Origin of the sequence: Oribacterium sinus (genome assembly GCF_963537195.1) — a bacterium.
GTDB lineage: Bacteria > Bacillota > Clostridia > Lachnospirales > Lachnospiraceae > Oribacterium > Oribacterium sinus_A.
Window position 1 is genome coordinate 14610 of sequence record NZ_CAUTEG010000011.1, and the last position, 22026, is coordinate 36635.

Annotated in this window: 17 protein-coding genes, 1 pseudogene and 1 other annotated feature; of the genes and pseudogenes, 4 read left to right on the forward strand and 14 right to left on the reverse strand. The window is 42.0% G+C overall.

Going from position 1 to position 22026, the window contains the following annotated elements; all coding sequences use genetic code 11:
- Positions 1–22 precede the first annotated feature (22 nt).
- From RYL27_RS02640 to RYL27_RS02650, 3 genes are all read right to left on the reverse strand, one after another.
- Positions 23–1489: a DUF5711 family protein gene (locus RYL27_RS02640; protein WP_314965046.1), complete on the reverse strand. Its 1467-nt coding sequence runs from the start codon at positions 1487–1489 to the stop codon at positions 23–25.
- Between the two features lie 111 nt (positions 1490–1600).
- The gene (locus tag RYL27_RS02645) at positions 1601–2524 is read right to left on the reverse strand and encodes a nucleotidyltransferase family protein (RefSeq protein ID WP_314965048.1); all 924 of its coding nucleotides are present in this window, start codon (positions 2522–2524) and stop codon (positions 1601–1603) included.
- A gap of 489 nt (positions 2525–3013) precedes the next feature.
- Complete coding sequence (locus RYL27_RS02650; RefSeq protein ID WP_183681362.1) at positions 3014–4639, reverse strand: C40 family peptidase; 1626 nt, start codon at positions 4637–4639, stop codon at positions 3014–3016.
- Positions 4640–5147: 508 nt separating this feature from the next.
- Between RYL27_RS02650 and trmB the strand changes: the two genes are divergently transcribed.
- The 4 genes from trmB (at position 5148) to smpB (ending at position 9034) form a co-directional block, all read left to right on the forward strand.
- Positions 5148–5801 (forward strand): tRNA (guanosine(46)-N7)-methyltransferase TrmB, encoded by a 654-nt coding sequence (gene trmB / locus RYL27_RS02655; RefSeq protein WP_314965050.1) that lies wholly within the window; start codon positions 5148–5150, stop codon positions 5799–5801.
- A 112-nt stretch (positions 5802–5913) separates the two neighbouring features.
- Positions 5914–6141 (forward strand): preprotein translocase subunit SecG, encoded by a 228-nt coding sequence (gene secG, locus RYL27_RS02660; protein ID WP_183681356.1) that lies wholly within the window; start codon positions 5914–5916, stop codon positions 6139–6141.
- 192 nt (positions 6142–6333) lie between these two features.
- On the forward strand, positions 6334–8571 hold the full coding sequence (gene rnr, locus RYL27_RS02665) for a ribonuclease R (protein WP_314965052.1): 2238 nt from the start codon (positions 6334–6336) through the stop codon (positions 8569–8571).
- Positions 8564–9034, forward strand: coding sequence for an SsrA-binding protein SmpB (gene smpB, locus RYL27_RS02670; RefSeq protein WP_040648663.1), 471 nt, complete (start codon positions 8564–8566; stop codon positions 9032–9034). The genes rnr and smpB overlap by 8 nt, the downstream gene beginning before the upstream one ends.
- A gap of 16 nt (positions 9035–9050) precedes the next feature.
- On the opposite strand, the gene RYL27_RS02675 is transcribed toward smpB, so the two are convergent.
- The 11 genes and pseudogenes from RYL27_RS02675 to RYL27_RS02725 form a co-directional block, all read right to left on the reverse strand.
- Positions 9051–9215: a hypothetical protein gene (locus RYL27_RS02675; RefSeq protein WP_314965054.1), complete on the reverse strand. Its 165-nt coding sequence runs from the start codon at positions 9213–9215 to the stop codon at positions 9051–9053.
- Positions 9215–10153 (reverse strand): winged helix-turn-helix transcriptional regulator, encoded by a 939-nt coding sequence (locus RYL27_RS02680; protein WP_314965056.1) that lies wholly within the window; start codon positions 10151–10153, stop codon positions 9215–9217. The genes RYL27_RS02675 and RYL27_RS02680 overlap by 1 nt, the downstream gene beginning before the upstream one ends.
- A 325-nt stretch (positions 10154–10478) precedes the next feature.
- Positions 10479–11105 (reverse strand): lactate utilization protein, encoded by a 627-nt coding sequence (locus RYL27_RS02685; protein ID WP_314965058.1) that lies wholly within the window; start codon positions 11103–11105, stop codon positions 10479–10481.
- A 528-nt stretch (positions 11106–11633) separates the two neighbouring features.
- Positions 11634–14069: a phenylalanine--tRNA ligase subunit beta gene (gene pheT / locus RYL27_RS02690; RefSeq protein ID WP_314965060.1), complete on the reverse strand. Its 2436-nt coding sequence runs from the start codon at positions 14067–14069 to the stop codon at positions 11634–11636.
- A gap of 16 nt (positions 14070–14085) precedes the next feature.
- Complete coding sequence (pheS, locus tag RYL27_RS02695) at positions 14086–15108, reverse strand: phenylalanine--tRNA ligase subunit alpha (RefSeq protein ID WP_314669978.1); 1023 nt, start codon at positions 15106–15108, stop codon at positions 14086–14088.
- Positions 15109–15235: 127 nt separating this feature from the next.
- Positions 15236–15465, reverse strand: a binding site (T-box leader).
- Positions 15466–15509: 44 nt separating this feature from the next.
- Complete coding sequence (locus RYL27_RS02700) at positions 15510–16508, reverse strand: LacI family DNA-binding transcriptional regulator (protein ID WP_314634201.1); 999 nt, start codon at positions 16506–16508, stop codon at positions 15510–15512.
- Between the two features lie 49 nt (positions 16509–16557).
- The gene (locus tag RYL27_RS02705; protein WP_314634204.1) at positions 16558–17952 is read right to left on the reverse strand and encodes a glycoside hydrolase family 32 protein; all 1395 of its coding nucleotides are present in this window, start codon (positions 17950–17952) and stop codon (positions 16558–16560) included.
- Positions 17953–18012: 60 nt separating this feature from the next.
- Positions 18013–19329, reverse strand: coding sequence for an ABC transporter substrate-binding protein (locus RYL27_RS02710; protein ID WP_314965064.1), 1317 nt, complete (start codon positions 19327–19329; stop codon positions 18013–18015).
- Positions 19330–19463: 134 nt separating this feature from the next.
- Positions 19464–20288 (reverse strand): carbohydrate ABC transporter permease, encoded by an 825-nt coding sequence (locus RYL27_RS02715; RefSeq protein WP_304070445.1) that lies wholly within the window; start codon positions 20286–20288, stop codon positions 19464–19466.
- Positions 20288–21154, reverse strand: coding sequence for a carbohydrate ABC transporter permease (locus RYL27_RS02720; RefSeq protein ID WP_304070443.1), 867 nt, complete (start codon positions 21152–21154; stop codon positions 20288–20290). Before RYL27_RS02720 ends, RYL27_RS02715 begins: the two co-directional genes overlap by 1 nt.
- A gap of 323 nt (positions 21155–21477) precedes the next feature.
- Positions 21478–22026: pseudogene (locus RYL27_RS02725) on the reverse strand (TIM-barrel domain-containing protein); the annotation flags it as partial.

Sequence of the window (22026 nt, forward strand, 5' to 3'; positions counted from 1 at the left end):
AAGCACATAGCTGAAGCTTTTTCTATTTTACCCGAATAGCTTCTTCTCTGTTTCGATATGCCAAGAATAAATCCGTTCCCCCGAACTGAATTTTTGACAAAGAACGAATATATTGCAAACCTTCTTCGGTCTCCCCATTATAACGCAGTCTGCCTTGAAAATCATAAACTTTAAAATATTTCTCTTGATAGAGAATTACCTTATCCTGACTTAACTCCATGTTGTTGCCCATAAAGTCTATGGGTTTATCCAAAATTTTCTCTCCGGTCTTTCGGAAAATCAAAAGTCTATAGGGTTTTTCCTGCTTTTTCTTTTTACTTCCGGAAGAGACTTTCGTCTTTTTCTTTTCTTTACCGGAATTCTCTTTGCTTTCCGTAAGGGTACTTCCACTTGCTACAGGACTTTGTTTCTTTTTCTTCGGGTCTTTAGTATTGCCGCCCTTTGCGCCCTCTTTACCTCCGGATTTTCCCCCATCCTCCTGAGTCTCGCCTCTTTGATCCGTAAGAACTGCAAGATAGTTATTGTCATAGGAAATCATCCGAATCGTTTCCGGAATTTCCACCTTCTTCTTCAGCTCCGGACTGGTTCTTACTTTCGTGGAGAAGAAAGCCAAGCCCCCGTCATACGCCGCAAAGGATTCCTCATCGGTAAAAAAATGCACTCTTCCTACAATACCCCCGGAAAAATCATCGGTAAAGCCTCCAACCACTCGGTCAGCACCGGCATTTTTCCCTAAGGAAGAAAAATTATAATAAACCACTCTGGATTTCACAGCGGTCTGCTCCAAATGGGCAAATGCCACACAGAGCTCCGTCCCATCCGGAGATACGGATAAATCCATGGGATAACCGTCCCCCGACATCACCGACTTGATGCCGATGTCCAGATTTTTGCCCTCCCTGGAAAATACCGTGATATAGGTTCCCTGATCCTCCGACAAAAGCGCATAAACTACACCCTTTTCGGAAATCCGTAATTTTTCTATGGTACTGGGAGCTTCTCCCTGCCCGCTAAGTCCCTGGGAAGAAAATATATACAGCTTGGTGCCGCCCTGCTCTCCGACGACAGCATAATCTCCGGAAACGGAAACCAGAGCTCGTCCCATTTCAAAGGCCTGATCCCAAAGCACCTTTCCCTGGGAAGAAACATACTTCGCTCCGTCCTTACTGAGTTTGATTACCCCATCCCGGTAAGGAAAATAGCTGTATTCCTCCTCTGCTCCCTTGCCTTCTTCCAGACTATCCTTCCATAGAAGTTCTTTTTGTCCAAAACGCCTTCTTCCGTAAAAGAAAAAGCCTACCGCAAAAAGAAAGAAAAGAATCAACAAAAAAGGAAGCCAAAAGTTTTTCGCAGTTAAAGAAAACGGATTGTCTTCTGCCCTTCTTCCTTCTTCCTGCAGCTCTTCTTCAAGACCTTCTTCCGCCTTACTTCCTATGATGACCCTTTGCTTTAATTTCCTTTTTCTTGATTCTCTTTCCCGATCCGCCAAAGCCTACTCCCTATCTTAACTTAACGGTATCACTGCTCCGGATACATTCCTTTAGCAATATAACTTTGGGATGTATCCCTTTTGCGATACAACTGCTCCGAATATACTCCCTTAGCGATATAATTGTTCCGGATATAAGCCCTTTGCAATACATTCCCGTAAAGCTTCTTCCGCCAATGCACGGTCTTCCTGATAGGTCACACCGAACCAACGGTCATGATCCTCTAAAACCTTTACTCTGGCCTTTCCTTCCTTCATCAGGCAATCCACCTCTCTGGGCAACAGATACTCAGACTTTGCTTCCTTGCCGTATTTCTCCAACCAAGAAGGGAATTTTTCAATCAGTACATCCAGAAAATGCTCCGGAAGTCCAAACATATTCATGGAAGCAATGGCATCCTCCTGCAGCTCCACAACTTTCTTCTGTTGATTTTCTCCTCGTAAAATGCCGTCTTCCTTGCATTCAATATTGTAGGTTTCGGAAATGGACTGAAGATAGCCTTCTGCACTCACCTGACAAATTCCACGATTTACAGAACCGTACTTGGAAAGGGTATTTACCAAATGATAGCCTGCCATGCACATTTCCATCATACCGGAATCCACTCTGTCTGCCTGTAAGAAATCATTGATTAGGCGAAAGCCCTCTTTTCCGTAGAAATCATCCGCGTTAATCACTCCAAAGGGTCCCTGTACCTGCTTTCTGCACTGCATTAATGCATGGGCTGTTCCCCAGGGCTTTGTGCGTCCCTCCGGCACAGAAAATCCTTCAGGCAGTGCCGTGATTTCCTGAAAAACATAATCTACGTCCGCAATCTTTTCGATTCTCTTCCCAATTATTTCCCGGAAGTCCGCCTCAATATCCTTTCGAATCACAAAAACCAGCTTTTCAAAGCCTGCTTCCAGGGCATCATGCACGGAATAATCCATGATAATCTCTCCATAGGGACCAATTTTTGCCAACTGCTTAATGCCCGCACCATAACGGGAGCCCAATCCCGCAGCCATGATTACCAACGTTGTTTTCTTTCCCATAAGTCTCTCCCTTCGGGTGGATATTGTATAAAAAAGGAATGTACTGACTATCCTTTTGCTATCTCTTTTCCTATCCTTTAAAGATAAGGGAAAAATGCCGTTTCGTCCAGTCTTTCTATTGGAATTCTGTAAGCAATTAAGAAAATACGCTCCGATGCAGTACAGGTCTGTAATTGGGGCACGCTCCCGCTAACTTCGCCTTCGTAGCAGTACTAACTTCAAGCTTCGCTTTGCTCGCTTTCAGTAAGTACTGACGGGCTCAGATTGCCCCTATTACAGACCTGTACTGCATCTATCGCTGCTTTTATTGGTTTTTATAGTCCTTCACTTGGTCGGATCGCCGCAAGTACCGACGGGCTCAGATTACCCCTTATTTCAGACCCACACTGCATCTATCGCTTCATTTATTGATTTAAAATTCTTCTCTTCCCCAGTTTCTCGCCAGTTCCTGCGGAATCAGGTTTCCCTCTTTACAGGCCTGAACTGCTGTTAGCTGAAGATTCTCCATGCGGTTATGAAGTTATTGGCCCACCAGCCGGATAGGCTTCTGTGCACCACGCGGCCATTGGAGGATGATGCATCGATAACGGATCCGCCTCCGGCATAAATGCCTACGTGTCCTCGTACCACCACAATATCTCCTGCCTGTAATTCTCCCATACTTACCTTCTTAAATCGTCCCGGATTTCTCCAACCGGAGGAGGTCATATAGGAAGTTCCCACGCCGGCCTGGTTCAAACACCAGTACACAAAACCGGAACAGTCGAAGGAATTCGGACCCTTGGCTCCCCATACATAGGGAGAACCGATTTTGGAGGACGCAATGGAAATCAAAGATCCTGCAGAACCGGAAACTGTTGCGCCTCCCACACCGGAAGAAACACTTCCACCTGAGCCGGTATCTCCTCTTCCTGCCGGAGCGGAATTTCCTCCGGCTGCACCGCCTCTATTGCCACGGCTTGGTGTATTTGCCTTTGCTTTGGGCTTTGGTTTAGACTTGGCTGTACCGGACTGAAGAAGCTGCAATGTTTTGGCTCCTGCGGTTCCGTCCGTTCCTAAACCATTCACAGACTGGAAGGCAATAACTGCATCTTTTGTCAGCTCTCCAAAATAGCCGGAGGCCTTATCCTGAGAAAGATAGCCGTATTTTACCAAAAGATTTTGCATATTCTTTACATCATCACTTTGTTCGCCAAGACGCATACCGAAGGGCTTGGCATTTTCAGAGTCCATAAGACTTCTGGTATCCGGGCCAAGGTAGCCGTCCACTACCTGGTCATTTCTGGACTGGAAGGCACGAATGGCATTTTGCGTACTAAGTCCAAAATTCCCATCCGCCTCTCCGGAAAGATATCCCAATGCAATCAGACGATTCTGATATTTTTTTACTATCTCGCTCTGTTCTCCGAGCGCAATAATATTGGCCTTTACTTCATCGGAGTATAGAAGATTGTAAGTGGTCTGGCCCACTGTTCCGTCTATCGTCAGTTTATTAACTTCCTGCAATTTCTTTACCGCAGTTTCCGTATCCTGATCAAAGGTTCCGTTAATCTGACCGCTTTCCGTAAGATATCCCAGGTTATACAAACGGTACTGAATCTTGGTGATATCGTCTCCCTGAAAACCAAGCTTTGCCGCATAATGGGGGGCGGATTCCGACATCAAGGCATCCCAGGTGTCTACGCCGGTAATACCGTCCATTTTCCGTCCTGTCTGTCTTTGGAAATACTGCACGGCCTTGGAAGTGGCATCTCCGTAATAGGTAGTCGGTTCATCCTCCTCCATATAACCAAGGTTCATCAATCTTTGTTGCAAATCCTTAACAACAGAATTAATTACACCTACGGTAAGATTAACCGGTGCTAAGTCCTCTGCCTGCCCGTCAATGGTAACTCCTTCAATAGAGGGAAGAACATTGGCATTTAAGCCGAGAGCCGCAATAGCCATCACACCTTCCGACTCTGCTTCCGTTGTCAAGACAATATCCGAAGAAGAAGCAGCCTGCTCCTCTGCACCAAGCTTCTTCTCACAAGCAGTAAGCCCTAATAGCCCGGCTACTAAGACAAGAGAAAGTCCTCTATGGAATAATTTTGAATTCCGTATATGATCTTGCATAGATTTTTGTACCTCTTATTTCTATAGATGAAAACGCTGTTCTATGATACCATAGGCACTGTTCCTATCCTATAAAGAAAATCTTAATTTTGATTAGGAGGAGAGCCGGTAAGGTATAAAAAAACAGTAAAAATCATGGATAAAGAAGAAATTGGCAAGATAAATAATTTAAGAGTTTTTGGAAGTTCAAGGAACTTTTAAGCAAATAGATAACGAGTTTTGAATACTGCACGGTGTTCATTTGCTTCTTTACCAAGCATCACCAAATGTGCTCCGCACATTTTTGTGTAGGACAAAGGTGGCGCAGGCGGGAATGCAAGCATTTCCGACTGCACCGCCTTGTCCTACGCAATGCGGAAAGAATGCTCGCATTCTTTCCAGGTGATGCTAAAGATTTAATCAAGCTTGCTTTTTTCTTTAAAATTTGAAGATCTGTTTTCATGTTTGTTCTAACATTTCGATATTGCTTTCCCTCCCCTAATTCAACCCCATTTATAAAGGAGTACCTATGCGTTTACGTCATATCCCCGGTTCCGAAGATTTTGTGGCAAATTCTCACTATGTTTTATCAAATCCGGAACAGTACAAGGGAGCTTTTTCCGAAAAGCTCTTTGGAAATATCAATCCTTTGCACATCGAAATCGGTATGGGCAAGGGACAGTTTATCTTTGAAATGGCCAAAAGAAATCCGGAGATTAACTATATCGGCATTGAGCGCTATGACAGCGTTTTACTGAAAGCGATTCAAAGAAGGGAAAAACAGGAGCCTGAGCTTACTCTCACAAATCTTTTCTACATCAGTATAGATGCCAGACTTTTGGCAGATGTCTTTGCTCCTGAGGAAATCGGAAAAATCTACCTGAATTTCTCCGATCCCTGGCCAAAAAAAAGGCAGGCAAATCGAAGACTTAGCAGTCCTGTCTTTTTAAAGATTTACAAAGAAATTCTGGCAAAAGATGCCTTCGTGGAAATGAAGACCGATAATCAAGACCTATTTAGCTATTCCTTGGAAAGCTTGGAGGAATGTCACTGGCAGATTCTGGCAAATACAAGAGATTTACACCATGATCCTGTCCTGAATAAGGGAAATGTGATGACCGAATATGAGGAGAAGTTCTCTTCCAAAGGAAATCCGATTTGTAAGTTTATAGCTAAGCCTTAGTGATTTTTTTCCATAAAGTCTCAGCACTGTTTTTCCATAAAAAATACTTGCCTCGCCTATCTCTATCATGCTATACTCAGTCCGTATGTAAATTTGAAAGGAATGGTTTTCCATGAAGATTTTTTTGGTTATTGTATTTGTATTGCTGGGCTTAGCATTGTCTGCCATTATTCTGATGCAGGAGGGAAAGAGTCAGGGCTTAGGTGCTCTCTCCGGTACCACAGACAGCTATTGGCAGAAGAATAGAGGTCGTTCCGTAGAAGGAAACCTGGAGAAGTTTACTAAGTTTGCCGCTTTTGCTTTATTCGCAGTTGCATTGGCGCTGGACATTATTTGGTAAGTTTATTTCCTCTGTATGATAAGCCTGCATTTTATGCAGGCTTTTTCTCATATCCAAAGATAAGCAACAGGCGAATCAAAGGTGAGCGTTGGCAAGAAAATGAGAGTTCATGCAATTCCTCAGACAGTTCCTCAAATTTTCACAGAAAATACTTGTAAACCATAAAAGGAATTAAAGAATAAAAGGAGTAAAATGCGGGAAGAGCAAAGGGATAAGTTAAAGAAAATTATATTGGATCTGATTAAGGATCCAAGCTATCACCCCATGAAGGAAAAGGAACTTTGCTTCTTTCTTGGTGTGCCAAAAGAAGAAAAGGCAGCCTTTCAGGAGCTTCTTCTGGAGATGCAGGAAGAGGGCGTTATCGGCATTTCCCTGCAGGGAAAATACAGCAGGGCGGAAAGTTTTTCCCAAAAGGGCACTTTTCATGCCAGCAGGCGAGGCTTCGGTTTTGTTTCTCTAAGCGAAAAGGAAGAAGAAGTCTATATTCCCAAGGGGGAAAGCGGCAATGCCATGGACGGCGATCTGGTAAAGGTCATCCTTACAAAAAGGGCGGAAAACGGCAGTAAGGCCGAGGGAAAAATCAGCAAGGTTTTAGAACGTGCCAACAAGGAAGTGCTGGGACTTGTAAAGGAAAAGCGGGAAGGCCTCTATCTTTCCCCAGATAATCCCAAGCTTCCGGATTGCATTTTGATTTCCCCGGGAAGAGATAAGGGTGCTGTTCCCGGAGATAAGGTTGTGGTAGAAATCCTTTCCTATGGTCCTTCCAAGGAGAACAAGGCACCTCGAGGTCGAATTCCCCGGAAAAGAATCAGTCCTCTTCTCTCCTACCCTGTTGGAGAAGTAAAGGAGATTTTAGGAAATAAAAATGATCCCGGAATGGATGTGCTTTCCGTGATTCGATCCTTCTCCCTACCGGAAGAATTCTCCGAGGATGTACTTTTGGAGGCCAATCAGCTTCCCAATACGGTTTCCCCTGAAAAGGCTAAGGAGCCGGGACGAAAGGATTTTCGAAAGCTAACAACCATCACTATTGACGGTGAGGATGCCAAGGACTTGGATGATGCCATTTCTTTGGAATATTTTCCGGAGAAGGAAGAATACCGCCTTTATGTGCACATTGCGGATGTGAGCGACTATGTGAAGGAAGGAAGTGCTCTGGATTTGGAGGCATTGGAGCGAGGCACCTCCGTTTACCTGACAGATCGGGTAATTCCTATGCTGCCAAAGGCTTTAAGCAATGGTATTTGCTCCCTCCATGAGGGTGTGGACAGACTTTGCCTTAGCTGTATCATGGACTTTGACCGGGAAGGTCGCCCCCTTTCCCACGAAATCACTCCCTCCGTCATTTGCTCCGATAAAAGGATGTCCTACAACAAGGTTACGGCGCTTTTAGAGGATAAGGAATGGGAGGATCCGGAGGAAAAGCTTTCTTACCTGCCTTTCCAAGAGCTTCTTACGAAAATGCGAGAACTGGCAAGGCTTCTTCGAAAGTCCAGAATGGCCAGAGGAGCTTTGGACTTTGATTTTCCCGAATCCAAGGTATACTTTGACGAAAATGGAAATATTTCCAAAATCTGTGCAGAGGAAAGGGAAGAATCCCATAAGATTATTGAGGAATTCATGCTCATTGCCAATGAAACCGTGGCAGAGGAATATTACTGGCGGGATATCCCCTTTTTATATCGTATTCACGAAAAGCCGGATTGGGAAAAATGGCAGAATCTTTCCCATGTTCTCTCCTCCTTTTCCTACATTTTAAAGGCAAAGGATCCGGACAGCCTTAGACCTAAGGCTTTGCAGGAGGTGCTTTCCAAATTGAAGGGAAAACCGGAGGAAGCCATGCTCAGCAGCATGATTCTTCGTTCCCTAAAGCAAGCCAAGTACAGCACGGAACCGGAGGGACATTTTGGACTGGCCAGTAAGTATTACAGCCATTTTACCTCTCCCATCCGCCGTTATCCCGACCTGCAGATTCATCGTATCATTAAGGAAAATATCGCCTATCAGGAAAATGAGAAACGGCGAAAGCATTATGAGCGGATTCTGCCGGAGGTGGCTCTTCAAAGCTCCCTTCGAGAAAGACGAGCAGAGGAAGCGGAACGGGATTGCATGAAGCTGAAAAAATGCCAGTACATGAAGAACTTCTTGGGAGAAGTCTTCCCGGGAAGAATTTCCGGCTTAACCCAGTATGGCATTTATGTTACATTAGAGAATAGCATTGAAGGCATGATTCCTCTTCGCTTTATGACAGAGGACTACTACATTTTCAATGAGGAGGAAATCAGTCTTAGGGGCGAGGCAAGCGGAAAGTCCTTCCATATGGGAGACTCCATGTGGATTTCCGTTTATGCCGTGGACACTCTCAGCAGAAGTATTGATTTTCTTCCCTACTACCCGGAAGATGCAGAAGGAGGCAATAGTCTTGACTAAGGAAAGCATTAAGCAAATCGCCAACAATAAAAAAGCCTTTCACGACTACTTTGTGGAGGAAAGCTTTGAATGCGGAATTCAGCTTTTCGGAACCGAAGTAAAGTCTCTTCGTTTGGGCCAGGCTTCCATTAAAGAGGCCTTTTGTCAGATTCGTAACGGGGAATGTTTTGTGGTAGGCATGCATATCAATCCCTACGAGCGGGGCAACATTTTCAATAAGGATGCCTTAAGGGATAGAAAGCTTCTGCTGCACAAGCAGGAAATCCATAGACTTCTGGGGAAAATCAAGGAACAGGGCTACACTCTTATGCCCCTTTCCCTTTATTTTAAAGGAAGTCTTGTAAAGCTGAACATGGGACTCTGCCGTGGTAAAAAGCTTTATGATAAGCGGGAAGATATGAAGAAAAAGGCCCAGAGAAGGGAATTGGAAAAGGAATTCAAAAAGGCGAATATCAGAGTATAGAGAACAGATAGGGAATCTACAAATCTCCTCTATCATCTCTTAAGTAACAGTTCTTTAAACGCCTAATGATTTCTTCTTTACTCTGTCGCAGACCTAACTGTTTTGTATCCAGTTCTTCAGTTTCCATCTTTAATAAAAATTCAGAGATATCTTTTTTAATGATTCCCTTCGTGGGAATCATTATTTCTTCCTCCAAAATTCTTCCATCATTTCAGTAAGAGAAATCTGTATGCGTTCATCCGCATTATCCTTTAAACTTAAATACAAGGAAAGAGCATCTATCTTCCCCTTCATTCCAAACAGCTTTGGATCATAATGCCATATTTCCAGCTGAATTTCTTTATCTATGTCCGTCATAAACTCATAGCTATTACCATAAAATTGCATAGTAGCATAAGTCTCTATTTTGGAAGGACTTAGCATGGAATATTCTGATAATGCGGAAATTCCAGCCTTTAAGAATTCATCCTTCAAATCTTTTCTTTCAATATACAACTTTTTCTTTACCGGAGATATTAAAACTTTTTCTGCAACTGTAAATAATTCTTTTCCATAAAATTCCGAAGTAACAAACTTGCTAACACCTCTTTTATGGCTTTTAATAATTCCGGCATCTTCCAGCTGTTTTGTAGCTCTACTGATAGTCATCAATGAATAGGATAGATGATTTGACAGCTCGCTGAGACTAATCTCCTCTTTTCCACTATATAGGAAATATAAAAATAAAACCTGTGCCGCAGGACTGATTTTTCTAGGAGCTAACATTCTTTTGCTAAATTTTTCTTGCAATGCTACTCCCATAAAAGGAAGAAATATCTGCGTCCCTTCCATCACAAAGGGAATTCTTGCCTTTATTAAGCTTTCCCTTTGTCTGGGTAGACATTCATCAAGCACTAAAACCACAGGAATATTCACTATTTCAGCAAGTTTTTGTACATGCTTTTTCACTGAAACTATATCTTCCATTTTTCCCTTTATATACATGAAGAGACAATTTGTTTCATCCAACTTTGCCTTTTTAAAAGAATAGCGATCTGTTAGAAAATATGGTATTTTTTTTCTATCTTCCCAATCCTTATATTCTGTTTTTATATCAAGTATCCGCTCTATATACTCCATTTCATTCCTCCATAACCACTAAAACGTATTATAACTTTATTTATGTTAATAATACAATAATAATGTTATAATATGGTGAATTGTAACTATAATATCCTCCCATAAACTTTAAAGATAAAAAAATAGCCACTGTAGGAACTCTAACTTTTGTGGCAGTTCAGAACTCCTATAGTAGCTTTTTTATAATAAATATTGCTTATAATGAATTATTCTACTTTACCTTTACGCTTTCGCTTCCATATTATGAGAGCGTAAAAGTAAAGTATTATAATGTAGCTAGATGAAAAACATTCTTAACAACACTTCAACAAAATTTCGCCGAAGTCTAAAATCCCAATTCCTCATTCACCAAAATCACATGAATACGATCTGTATGGCGAGAAAAGCGGGTAATTAAAATCTGACAGCAGATGGTATCCGGAGATTTACAATCCGAGCACTTTCCCGTTACCTTACAGGGTGTTTTAACATCAAACCTTTGGGTATTGGTGGGAGCCGCCACGTTTCTGGCTCTCTTCATAGCGCTATCCAGATCAGGACAAATCTTCTGTATCCCCACAATAAACACCACCTTCTTCGGTCCCTGAGCAATACAGGATACTCGATTGGAATTCCCGTCAATATTTACCAGAACTCCATCATCCGTCATGGCATTTGCACTGGCTAAGAAAACATCCGCATCATAGGCCGCAAGCAGTGCCGCCCTTGGCTCCATTTGACTTCTATCAATAAAATTGTATTCCCCTTCCTTTAAGGCAGACACCAAGCCAATCTCCATAGCACTCATACAGCCGCCCATGGAAATGCTGCTACCCTTGGGAATCAGATCCAAAGCAAGCTTCAAAGCCTCTTCCTTGTCCTTGGCATAATAGCCTGTCATATTTCGAGACTTTAAGCCCTTAATAACCGTCTCTGCCAGTAACTCATTTCTCTTTTTTCCGTAAATATCCATAAGCACTCCTTCCAATAAGACTCAACAGAATATTTTTAGCACGAGTTCCCAAGCTTTTCAAGAGATGAAGTCTACCGAAGAATCCCCTTTAGACTTGTGCTATAAGCCATAACGCAGTAGTTTTTCAATAGATTTTCACCATGGATTCGGCAAGCAAAAAGCCGATGGAGGATTTTGAAGTAGACAATCTGAGCTCGTCGGTACTTGGCAAGAACGAGTGAAACGAAGTTCGAGCTTAGTACCGCTACGAAAGCGAAGTTAGCGAAGGCATGTATACCAAAGAATCCCCTTTAGTCTTGTGCTATAAGCCATACCGTAGCAGTTTTTCAATAGATTTGGCAAAGCAAAAAGCCGATGGGAATTTTGAAGTAGACAATCTGAGCTCGTCGGTACTTAGCAAGAACGAGCAAAGCGAAGTTCGAGCTTAGTACCGCTACGTAAGCAAAGTTAGCGAAAGCGTGTCTACCGAGAAATCCCCCTCGGCTTTTTGCGTATCTTTATTTCATTATATAACTACGAGGCTAGGGCTTATGCATCCCTCAGTCTTGCACCCTTCTCCTCCAAAGCCTTCAAAAGACTATTGGTACATCCTACAATCTCCTGCTCTGTAAGGGTGTGGTCCTTGGCTCTGATGCTGACCTTATAGGACATGGACTTGTAACCCTCCTGTACCTGTGCTCCCACATAGATATCGAAAAGCTCAATCTTCTCCAAAAGCTCTCCCGCTCCCTTTCGGATAGCATCCTCCAAGTCGCCGGCCATCACATTTACCGGTACCAAGAGAGAGAAATCACGGGTAACCGCCGGGAACTTTGCCACAGGCTTATACTTTCTAAAGTCTCCGGACAGAGGATATAGAGTCTCTAAATCCAGAATAGCCACATAGGCCTTTTCCTTCATATCGAAGTTCTGCAATACCTCCGGATGGATTTCTCCCAAGGAGCCTAAAAGCTTCCCTTCGTAAGAAATATTTGCCTTTCTTCCCGGATGGTAAAATGCCTTTTCGCAATCTTTATCATAGTGGAAATTACCCTGTAAGCCGGATTGACGAAGCAGCTCCTCTACCTCTCCCTTTAAGCTGAAGAAGTCACCCTCTCCTGCAAATCCAAGGGTTAAGGTCATTCTCTCCTCCGGAAGCTCTGTCAAGGGAAGAGCCTTGGGAATATAAATTTTAGCCATTTCGAAAAGCTTGGCATTCTTATTCTTGTGATGCTCATTTAGGCTTAATGCCTGTAACATTCCCGGTACAGAGCTGGTTCTCATTACGGAGAAGTCCTCTCCCAAAGGATTGGCAATGGTAATCTGCTGCCACTCCATAGCGTCCTTAGGGAATAAAAGCTTCTCATAAACCTTCTTGGACTCAAAGGAATAGAAATAGCTCTCGGAATAACCCAAAGCCTCTGCCAAATGACGAAGCTTCTGATTTAACTGTAAATCTTTGGCCTTGCCTCCAACAGTAACTGCCTTTGGCAGAGTGCTGGGAATCTTGTCATAGCCGTAAAAACGGGCAACTTCCTCCGCAATATCCGCCATTCTCTCCAAATCCTGTCTAAAGCTTGGAATAAGAAGGGAAAGCTCCTCCCCATTTGCGCCGTTCTTTACCTCTACGGAAATCTCCAAGGCAGTCAAAATCTTCTTCATTTCCTCTCCGGAAAGAGAAAGTCCCAAAAGATTGTTGATATCAAATACGGAAACTGTGAGCTTTGTATCCTCCCGCTTTACAGGGTAGCAGTCCAACATTCCTCCCACTACCTCTCCGGCTCCCAGCTCTTCAATGAGGGTACAAGCTCTATCCATAGCCATTTCGCAAAGGTTTGGATCCAAGCCCTTTTCAAAGTAAGCGGAAGCATCCGTACGAAGTCCCAGCTTTCTTCCGGAAAGACGGATATTGGTACCGTCAAAGCAAGCCGCCTCCAAAACTACATTCTTCACCTGATCGGTAATCATGGAATTCTCTCCTCCCATGATTCCTCCCAAGGCGATGCTTCTTTCCCCGTCCTTAATGCAGAGGATACTGTCGCTAAGCTCGTGCTCTACGCCGTCCAGCGTGGTAAAGCTTTCCCCTTCCTTGGCTCTTTCCACAATGATTTTATGTCCCTTGATGGTGTCGTAGTCAAAGGCATGCATGGGCTGTCCCAGCTCCAGCATCACATAGTTGGTGATGTCCACGAAATTGTTGATGGGACGAATTCCTGCGGTACGAAGACGGATCTGCATCCAAAGGGGGGAAGGAGCAAAATGCACATTTTTAATCAGTCTTGCGGTATAACGTTTGCAAAGCTCCGGAGACTTTAATTCCACGGAAAGATAAGAAGAAACATCCTCCTGATTGCCAAGCTTTTCAACCTTTGGATACTGAAGAGCCTGCTTAAAAGTTGCCGCCGCTTCCCTTGCCAAACCAAGTACAGAGAAGCAATCCACACGGTTAGAGGTAATTTCATACTCATGTAAAATATCCCGAAGGCCTAAAAGTTCTGCCGCATCCACTCCCACCGGAGTCCCTTCCGGGAAAATGTATAAACCGCTCTCCGGTGCTTCCGGAAACAGATTCTTCTCTCCTCCAAGCTCTTCAATGGAGCACATCATACCGTTAGAGGGAACGCCCCTTAGCTTTCCGGCACGGATTTCCACACCTTCCTTAGGCTTACTACCGTCATGGGCAACTTTCACCTTGCCCCCGTCCAAAACCACAGGGACCACGTCTCCCTGCTTCATATTCTGTGCACCGGTAACAATCTGAATCTGTTCATTTCCGATATCTACCTGACAAATGGAGAGCTTGTCCGCATCCGGGTGTTTCTCCAAAGAAAGGATCTTTCCGGTAACAATCTTTTCCAGATTCTCCCCCAAATCCTCCATGGTTTCTACCTTATTTCCTGCCAATGTCATGGCATCCCGGAATTCCTGTCCGCTTACGGAAAGTCCCGGAACATAGGCTCTCAGCCAATTCATGGATGTATTCATATTTTCCCCCTAACTCTTAAAACTGCTCCAGAAAACGCAGGTCATTTTCATACAAAAGGCGCATATCATCAATTTCATACTTTAGTAAGGCAATTCTCTCTAAGCCCACACCGAAGGCGAAACCGCTGTATTCCTTGGAATCAATGCCGCAGCTCTCCAAAACCTTGGGATGCACCATACCGCAGCCCAAAATCTCAATCCAGCCCTCTCCCTTACAGAAACGGCAACCCTTTCCCTTACATTTAAAGCAGGACACATCCACTTCTGCGGAAGGCTCTGTAAAGGGGAAGTGATGGGGACGGAGCTTGGTCTTGGTATCCTGTCCAAAAAGCTCCTTGGCAAACAAATCCAGCGTTCCCTTTAAGTCGGAAAAATGAATATTTTTATCAATGACCAATCCCTCAATCTGATGGAAGGAGGGGGAGTGGGTGGCATCCACCGCATCGGAACGGAAAACTCTGCCCGGACAAATCATGCGAATAGGCGGCTTATGGGTCTCCATATATCTTGCCTGAACAGAAGAAGTCTGGGTACGAAGCAAAATGTTGGAATTGATGTAGAAGGTATCCTGTTCATCTCTTGCCGGATGCCCTTTCGGAATATTCAGCTTCTCAAAGTTGTAGCTGTCATACTCTACCTCAGGCCCCTCTACCACCTCATAGCCCATACCGATAAAGATTTTCTCTACCTCTTCCAGCGCTAGGGTATTGGGGTGGGGATGACCATAGCGAATCTTCTTGGCAGGAAGGGTAATATCAATAGTCTCCTCCCGCATTTTGGCTTCCCGAAGACTTCTTTCCAGGTCTTCTCCATGGCTCTTAATGCTCTGCTCCACCTTTTGGAACATTTCATTTACCAGTTGTCCGAACTTAGGTCTTTCCTCCGGACTAAGATCCTTTAAAAGCTTCTTGGCCTCAGTCAGCTCTCCCTTCTTTCCTAAGAATTGTACTCTGATGTCATTCAAGGCTGTCAAATCCTTGGAACCTGCAATCTGTTCCTCTGCCCGTTTTACAATCTCTTGCAATACTTGATGATCCATACACTCTTCCCTTTCCACTTTGAACTTTGTTTTACTTCCTTTTACAAAGGAAATCCGCTTTCTTTTGAGAACTCTTTTGGAGTTTATCTTTTTTAGAAATAAAAAAGCCCCTGTCTGTTCTCAAACAGACAGGGACGATTGCTCGCGGTACCACCCTGTTTTTCGATTCTTTCTTCTAAACCAAGAACCGAACCCTCATTTTGAATGTAACGTATTCCACGGTTTTTGCTACTCTCCTTCACAAAAACAGCTCCGGCGGGAAAATTCCATCGGGAAGATAGAAAGGACTTTCAGCCAAGGTCCCTCTCTCTAGGCTATCTTTTCTCCCTTTGTACTGGGCGCCATCTTCGCTTTTCAACCGACAGTTTATTGCCTAATGAAGGAAAAGTCAAGCTTTAGGCTTATACCGACCGTCCGGGAATAAGTGTTACCGGACGGCTTACATCAAGACCATTAATCAATCGTTTTTCCAGAAGATCTATCATTAGTTTTACCGCCATCCTTCCTTTTTCCGCTACATCCTGGTAGACGGTTGTCAGTCTGGGATTACAATATTTCCCTAAAACATTGCCATCGAAACCTGCAATTCCAAGATCCTCAGGTATCTTGATTCCTGACTCATGAAAATAATGCATTGCTTCAACCGCAAATACGTCAGCAAGAAAAAATAACGCTGTTTTCTTGCCGATAAACTTACCCATCATTTTATAATTTTCACTTCTTTTCTGCTCCGTTTCATAAAGAAAAAGAAAATCATTTTGAAGAAACTCTTTTCCGGCTTCTTTCCAAGCCTCTCTGTAGCCCAACCAACGCTCGCGATCAACTCCTATATTTTTTCTGGCACAAACATATACTGACTCATAGCCTTTTTCAAGAAGATATTTCGTCATAATGTAACCGCCTTTTTTATCTTGTAAGCCTACATTTACATAATCCGAATTCTCTTTTTCAATCAAATCAATGGCAACAATCGGTTTATTTACCAGCGTTTTCAGCTTTATGTAATCTCTGTACATAAAAGTGATTGCGATAAGTCCGTCTACATTCCACGCCAGTGCCATATGAAAAATCTCTTCTAAACTTTCTGCCGCATATAACATCATATAATATCCGGCTTTACGAAGTGCTTCCTCCATCGCACCAATGAGATGACTATAAAATGTATCTGAGATAGCTGAATTTTCATAGTAGCATGAAGAATGAATCACAACTCCTATAATTTTTGAGCTGTGATTCTTCAAAGCACGAAGCCCCATTTTAGGGACATAATGGTATTCATCCAATAACTTCTGAATCTTCTTCGTATTCTCTTTTGACACTTTCTTCACATTGCCATGCAGAACATTATATACTGTAGTCATACTGACGCCTGCTATCTCAGCAATCTCTTTTATCATCATTGTGTACCTTCACACCTTTTTGACCTAACTAATATTCGTTATAAAAAAGCTAGCTAATTACATCTCCATCCAAGTCATAGATAACACATTTTTCAATCTCCAGGTCTCCACCCTCGGTGAAAAGTTTAATCTGATAAAGATCTTCAGGGAAGATAAGATTGGAAAAAACAAGCTCCCCCTCATTGACAAAGAGTTCTGATTGTGACACATCCAGTAATAGTCTTAGTGTGAGGAATTCTTTGCTAAAATCAAGTTTTGACTTATACTTTCCCGGAAATTTTTCATGTGGATTTATACCTGCATTTCTTCTATCCACAGTACAGGATTGTTCTTTCTTTGAGAATGTAATTTCCAATTGTTTCCCTTGTCCAGTTACCACCCTTATCCCGAATATAGCGGAATGGATTCTGTTTATCGGATAGGAAAGCTCCAGTTCTAACGCTTCCACATGATCTTTAAGTGTCCATTCCTCTCCTGCGCCCATATTCATTTTATGCATTTCCCTGCTGTTTTTTCTAAGTACATGCATCTCTTCTATGGGCTGCTGCCGCAAATGGAAGCTATTTCCGATTTTTTTCAGATATAATTCTCTAATGGAAGACATCTGTCCCTTAAAGGGATAAGTCGGTAATGCATCTCGATACTGCCAATTATCCGCCCAAGCAATCATAATTCTTCTTCCATTCGAAATGTTATTCCAGCTTACACCCGCATAGAAATCTTTCCCATAATCTAACCAGTTTCCTTCTTTTCCTTCCTCATCCGGTCTAAAACTTGTTCCATCAAACTCTCCGATAAAATATTTCATCCCGGTACCACCTGCAGGAGATCCGTCATTTATACTAATTACAAGAACCCATTTACAGGCTCCTGCATTTTCTGCTTTTAATGGAAAAAGATCCGGGCACTCCCATGTTCCTACATGATCTGTCGTAGAGCCCCTAAACAAAGACAGTTGCCTCCAGTGAATCAAATTTGTTGACTCATAAAAAAGGACACAATCCCCTCCTGTAACAACCATTATCCACTTGTCTTCATATCGAAAAACTTTAGGATCTCGAAAATCTTTTCTTTCCTCTGTGAGAACCGGGTTCTTCTCATATTTTTCCCAGCTTCTTCCTTTATCATAGCTGAAAGCTAAGCCCTGGCTTTGCCTCTCTGTTTCTCGTTCACAGTAAGTAAAGAAAGCAGCTAGTCTATGATTTTCTTCATCTACCACTGCACTTCCCGACCAAATTTGTCCATGTTCATCCGGCGCAATGGCATTTTCAAGTCTCTTCCAATGAATAAGATCTTCACTCACTGCATGCCCCCAGTAGATTTCTTCCAGTATATTGTATTGATGAAAAAGATGATACTCTCCCTCATAATATACCAGCCCATTCGGATCATTAATAATATATTTTTCTGCAGTAAAATGAAATTTAGGTCTGTATTTTTCCATATTTATACCATCAGGCACTCAAGATATGAGTGCCTGTCTTTCTGATACTGAATCTGTTTTTTATTGTGCTTGCTTTAATTCCTTAAAATCAGCTTTTAAGTGAGAAATCATATCATCAAAGCTATATTCTCCGCTAAAGTAACCTTGAAAATCTGCTGCCGCTTTAGGCTCGAATCCGGAAGGAAAGCCGCCCATTACCCATGAAGTTGTTTTGCCGGCATCAATATATCTCTTTACTTCTTGCGAAAGAGGATCGGAAATCTCTATTCCTTCATAATTCTTAAATGCCGGAACAAATCCCAACTCATTTACAACCAGTTGTTTTCCCTCATCTGACTGGAACAGCCAATTTAAGAAATCCTTTGCTGCTACTTTTACTTTTTCATCAGACTGCTTATTCACACACCAGTGAATAGAAATTCCGACAGAAATACAGTCTTCTTTCACGCCCTTTGTTGGAATAGGAAGCATCCCCATCTTATTTGCGATTTTCTCATCAATTCCTTTTAATTCTGGTCCGATCCAGTTTCCCTGTTGTACAACCGCAATTCGCTCAATAGCAAGACCTCCACCAATTTCTGTAGAATAATCCACTGCATTCAGCTTCGACAAATCATTTCTTGAGGGAGTATATTTTGTCTCAAGATCCAGCAATGCCTTTAAAGAATCTGCATACTTTAGTCCCAACTCATCAGAATTTCTTAGTTCTGTTGCACTTTTATATTCACAAGACAAAGGAACATTCAAAGTATGAAGCCCGGGAATCCAGGTCTCTTTTGCTGCATAATCTTCCACAGCTTCGAGTTGTGGATACTTATCCTTCAGTTTTCCACTATCAATCTGTTCCTGTAAGTTAGCAAAAGCTCTGTCGATTGCATCGTAACTGGTAAGAGTTGATGCATCAATTCCGGCATCTTTAAATATTTCTTTATTGTATACCAATCCATAACCTTCCACACTGACAGGAAGTCCATATACCTTTCCGTCAACAGTCACATCATCAATACTTCCATCTACAGCATTTTTCACCCATGGCTCTGCGCTTAGATCTTCTACGTAATCCATCATGTTTGTAATGTTGTCGCCCAATGCAAAAATATCTACGGCATTATCTCCCATGAGCTTTGCTTTTAAGTTTGTGTTATAGTCATTTCCCTGAATACTCTCTACATTGATTTTTACATTAGGATGTTCTTTCGTGTATGCGTCAGCTGCCTTCTGTAAAGGATCTGCAATCTCCGATTTATTCTGATACAAGTTAATAGTTACTGTATCCCCTTCTGCACTTCCCTCACTTGTTTTACCGCTACATCCGCTCATCATACCAAGCGCTATTGCTCCGATGAGAAGTACAGCCACCTCTTTTTTCTTCACCATATTGTCCTCCTTAAACTTTATAAATTATATTGACACAAGTTCTTTACAAGGCAAAACTCTTCGGTAAGCACCTGTGTTTAACTCAAACTTTTTCTTAAATTTCTAGCTTTTTTGATTCTTTCAAAATATTAGATTTACTTTCCTACTCCTGCTGTAATGCCCTTCACAATATACTTTTGACAGCTAAAATAAAACAGTAGAATGGGAATCATACACAACATTAGTGACGCGGTGGCAAGATCCCACTTCTTTGTAAATTGCCCAAAGAATAAATAAGTACGAAGTGGCAATGTCTGCATGCCATTCTTATTAATAACAAGGGAGGGAAGTAGAAAATCATTCCAAATCCACATTACATTGATTACCGCCACAGTAGCAATTATTCCTTTCAACAGTGGCAACACAATATTTACAAAAGTTTGTATCATAGAACATCCATCTATTATCGCTGCTTCCTCCAGCTCTATTGGGATATTCTTGATAAACCCATGAAATAAAATGATAGACATAGAACATCCAAAGCCCATATACATAAAAACCAGACCGGGTCTGTTCATCAAATGCAATTTACTCATAACATCTACAAGCGGGAGCATGACACATTGAAACGGAATTAGCTGAACTGCAGCAAACATTAGGAACAGAATTTTACTGGTTCTTGTTTTATACCGAACAAGCACCCATGCAGCCATGGAAGAAATCAAAATAATCAAGGCCGTGGAAATACACGTAATTATAAAAGAATTCATAAATGCTTTTACATAACCCATCTCTTTAAAAGCCTTACTGTAATTCTGAAAAGATAGATGTTTTGGCAAAGCAAGAATATTGATATAGATTTCCTGCAATGACTTAAAGGAACTGTTTATAAGAATAAATATGGGAGAGATGAATAACAACGCTAAAGCAAAGCCTATAGCTGCAATAGAAATTCTACTTATTATGCGTTTACTTCTCATTATGCTTCAACCTCCCTTCTCTTCGTAATGGAAAGTTGTATAACTGAAATTACCATTACCACAATCATAAAGATTACTGCCTTAGCTTGCGCCAGCCCGAATCTGTTCTCACCGAAAGCAGTCGCGTAAATATTCAGTGCAAGCATCTGCGTACTATTTACCGGACCACCAGCCGTTAAAGATAGATTTTGGTCAAAAAGTTTAAAAGCATTTGATATCGACAAAAACAGTCCAATTGTGAATGCTGGCATCATAAGGGGAAGAATGATGTATCGCATTCTATTCCAGCCTACTGCATTATCCAACTCTGCAGCTTCCATTACCTCTTCAGGAATATTCTGTAACTGTGCAATATAAATCATCATCATGTATCCCGATAATTGCCAAGTCACAACGATCAGTAATCCAAAAAATCCGGTCTTCTGGTCTGTAAGCCATCCCCTAAGCCACAAAACACCTAGCTTTTTTCCTATTGCATCAAAAACCTGTACAAATATGAACTGCCAGGTAAAACCTAGTAAAATTCCGCCAATCAAATTTGGCATAAAAAAGATTCCACGTAAAAGATTTACACCTTTAATTCTTTGTGTAACCAGTATTGCCAAAATAAAACCAATTAGATTAACTGAAATAACTGCACACACAGAGAATAAAAAGGTAAAAATAAATGCATTTCTAAAGGATAAGTCACTTGTTAGAATTGTTATATAATTCTGTAGACCTACAAAATGCTTGGCTTTACTGATACCATTCCAATCCGTAAAAGAATAACTAATTCCCATCACCGTAGGAATCAATTGTACCAATGTAAAGGCAAGCAAAGCCGGTGCCATAAATAGGAAGAATCCCTTTTTTGATTTCTTCATGATGTCATACCTCCCTACTTCTCAACTATAGCAATTTTCATTCTATTTAGCAAAAGGTTTTATATAAAACCTATATTAATAACAAATTTACACAGAAATAAATATACATATTTCACATATCACTTCTTTCTGCGAATTTTTTCAATCTTTCCTCTACATTTGTTCTGAACAGATATCACACACTTTTGGAATGAGCTTTTATTCAACGAGATATCGCACGCTTTGCGAGCGATACTCGTTATGAATAAAAAAGGGATATCATACATTTCTTGCATGATATCCCCTAAAAAATATTTTTGTTAATTCACTTTTCAAAATTGAACCTAAGCCAAAGTAAGTGTAATATCTTCTTCCGGCATAAGTCGAATTACGAGAGCTCCGTCTTCTCTAAGGAAGAATCCCGCCTCATAGCGAAGAGCATTCACGGAAGGAAGCTTCTTTAAGGGTTCTCCGTTTAATTGTACAACACGGCTTTCCCCTTTTGAAAATTCCTCTTCTTTCCAGAATAAATCAGCCAAACCGGGAAGAATGAGATACGAAAACTCTTTCATTTTATGCATGACAATCTCCCAGAAGCCTTCCTTTTTCCGGAAGAAATAGGGCTTCACGGAATCCTCCTCGCTTGTATGACTCTCCGCTTCAGGAAGGGCTACAAGGAGTACTTTTTTCCTTTCGGCACTCATACTTTCTCCAAGATTCAAGTCTCCGTTTAGCTCTAAGGGAATGAAAGAGCCTTCCTTAATATATACCGGAATCTTCTCAATAGGCACTTTTTTTACATTACTCTTTCCCCCCTGCACAATCTCTCGAAAATCAAAGAAGTTGATCCATTTTCCTTTTGGAAAATAAATCTCCCGTTCCTCTTTTTCCTC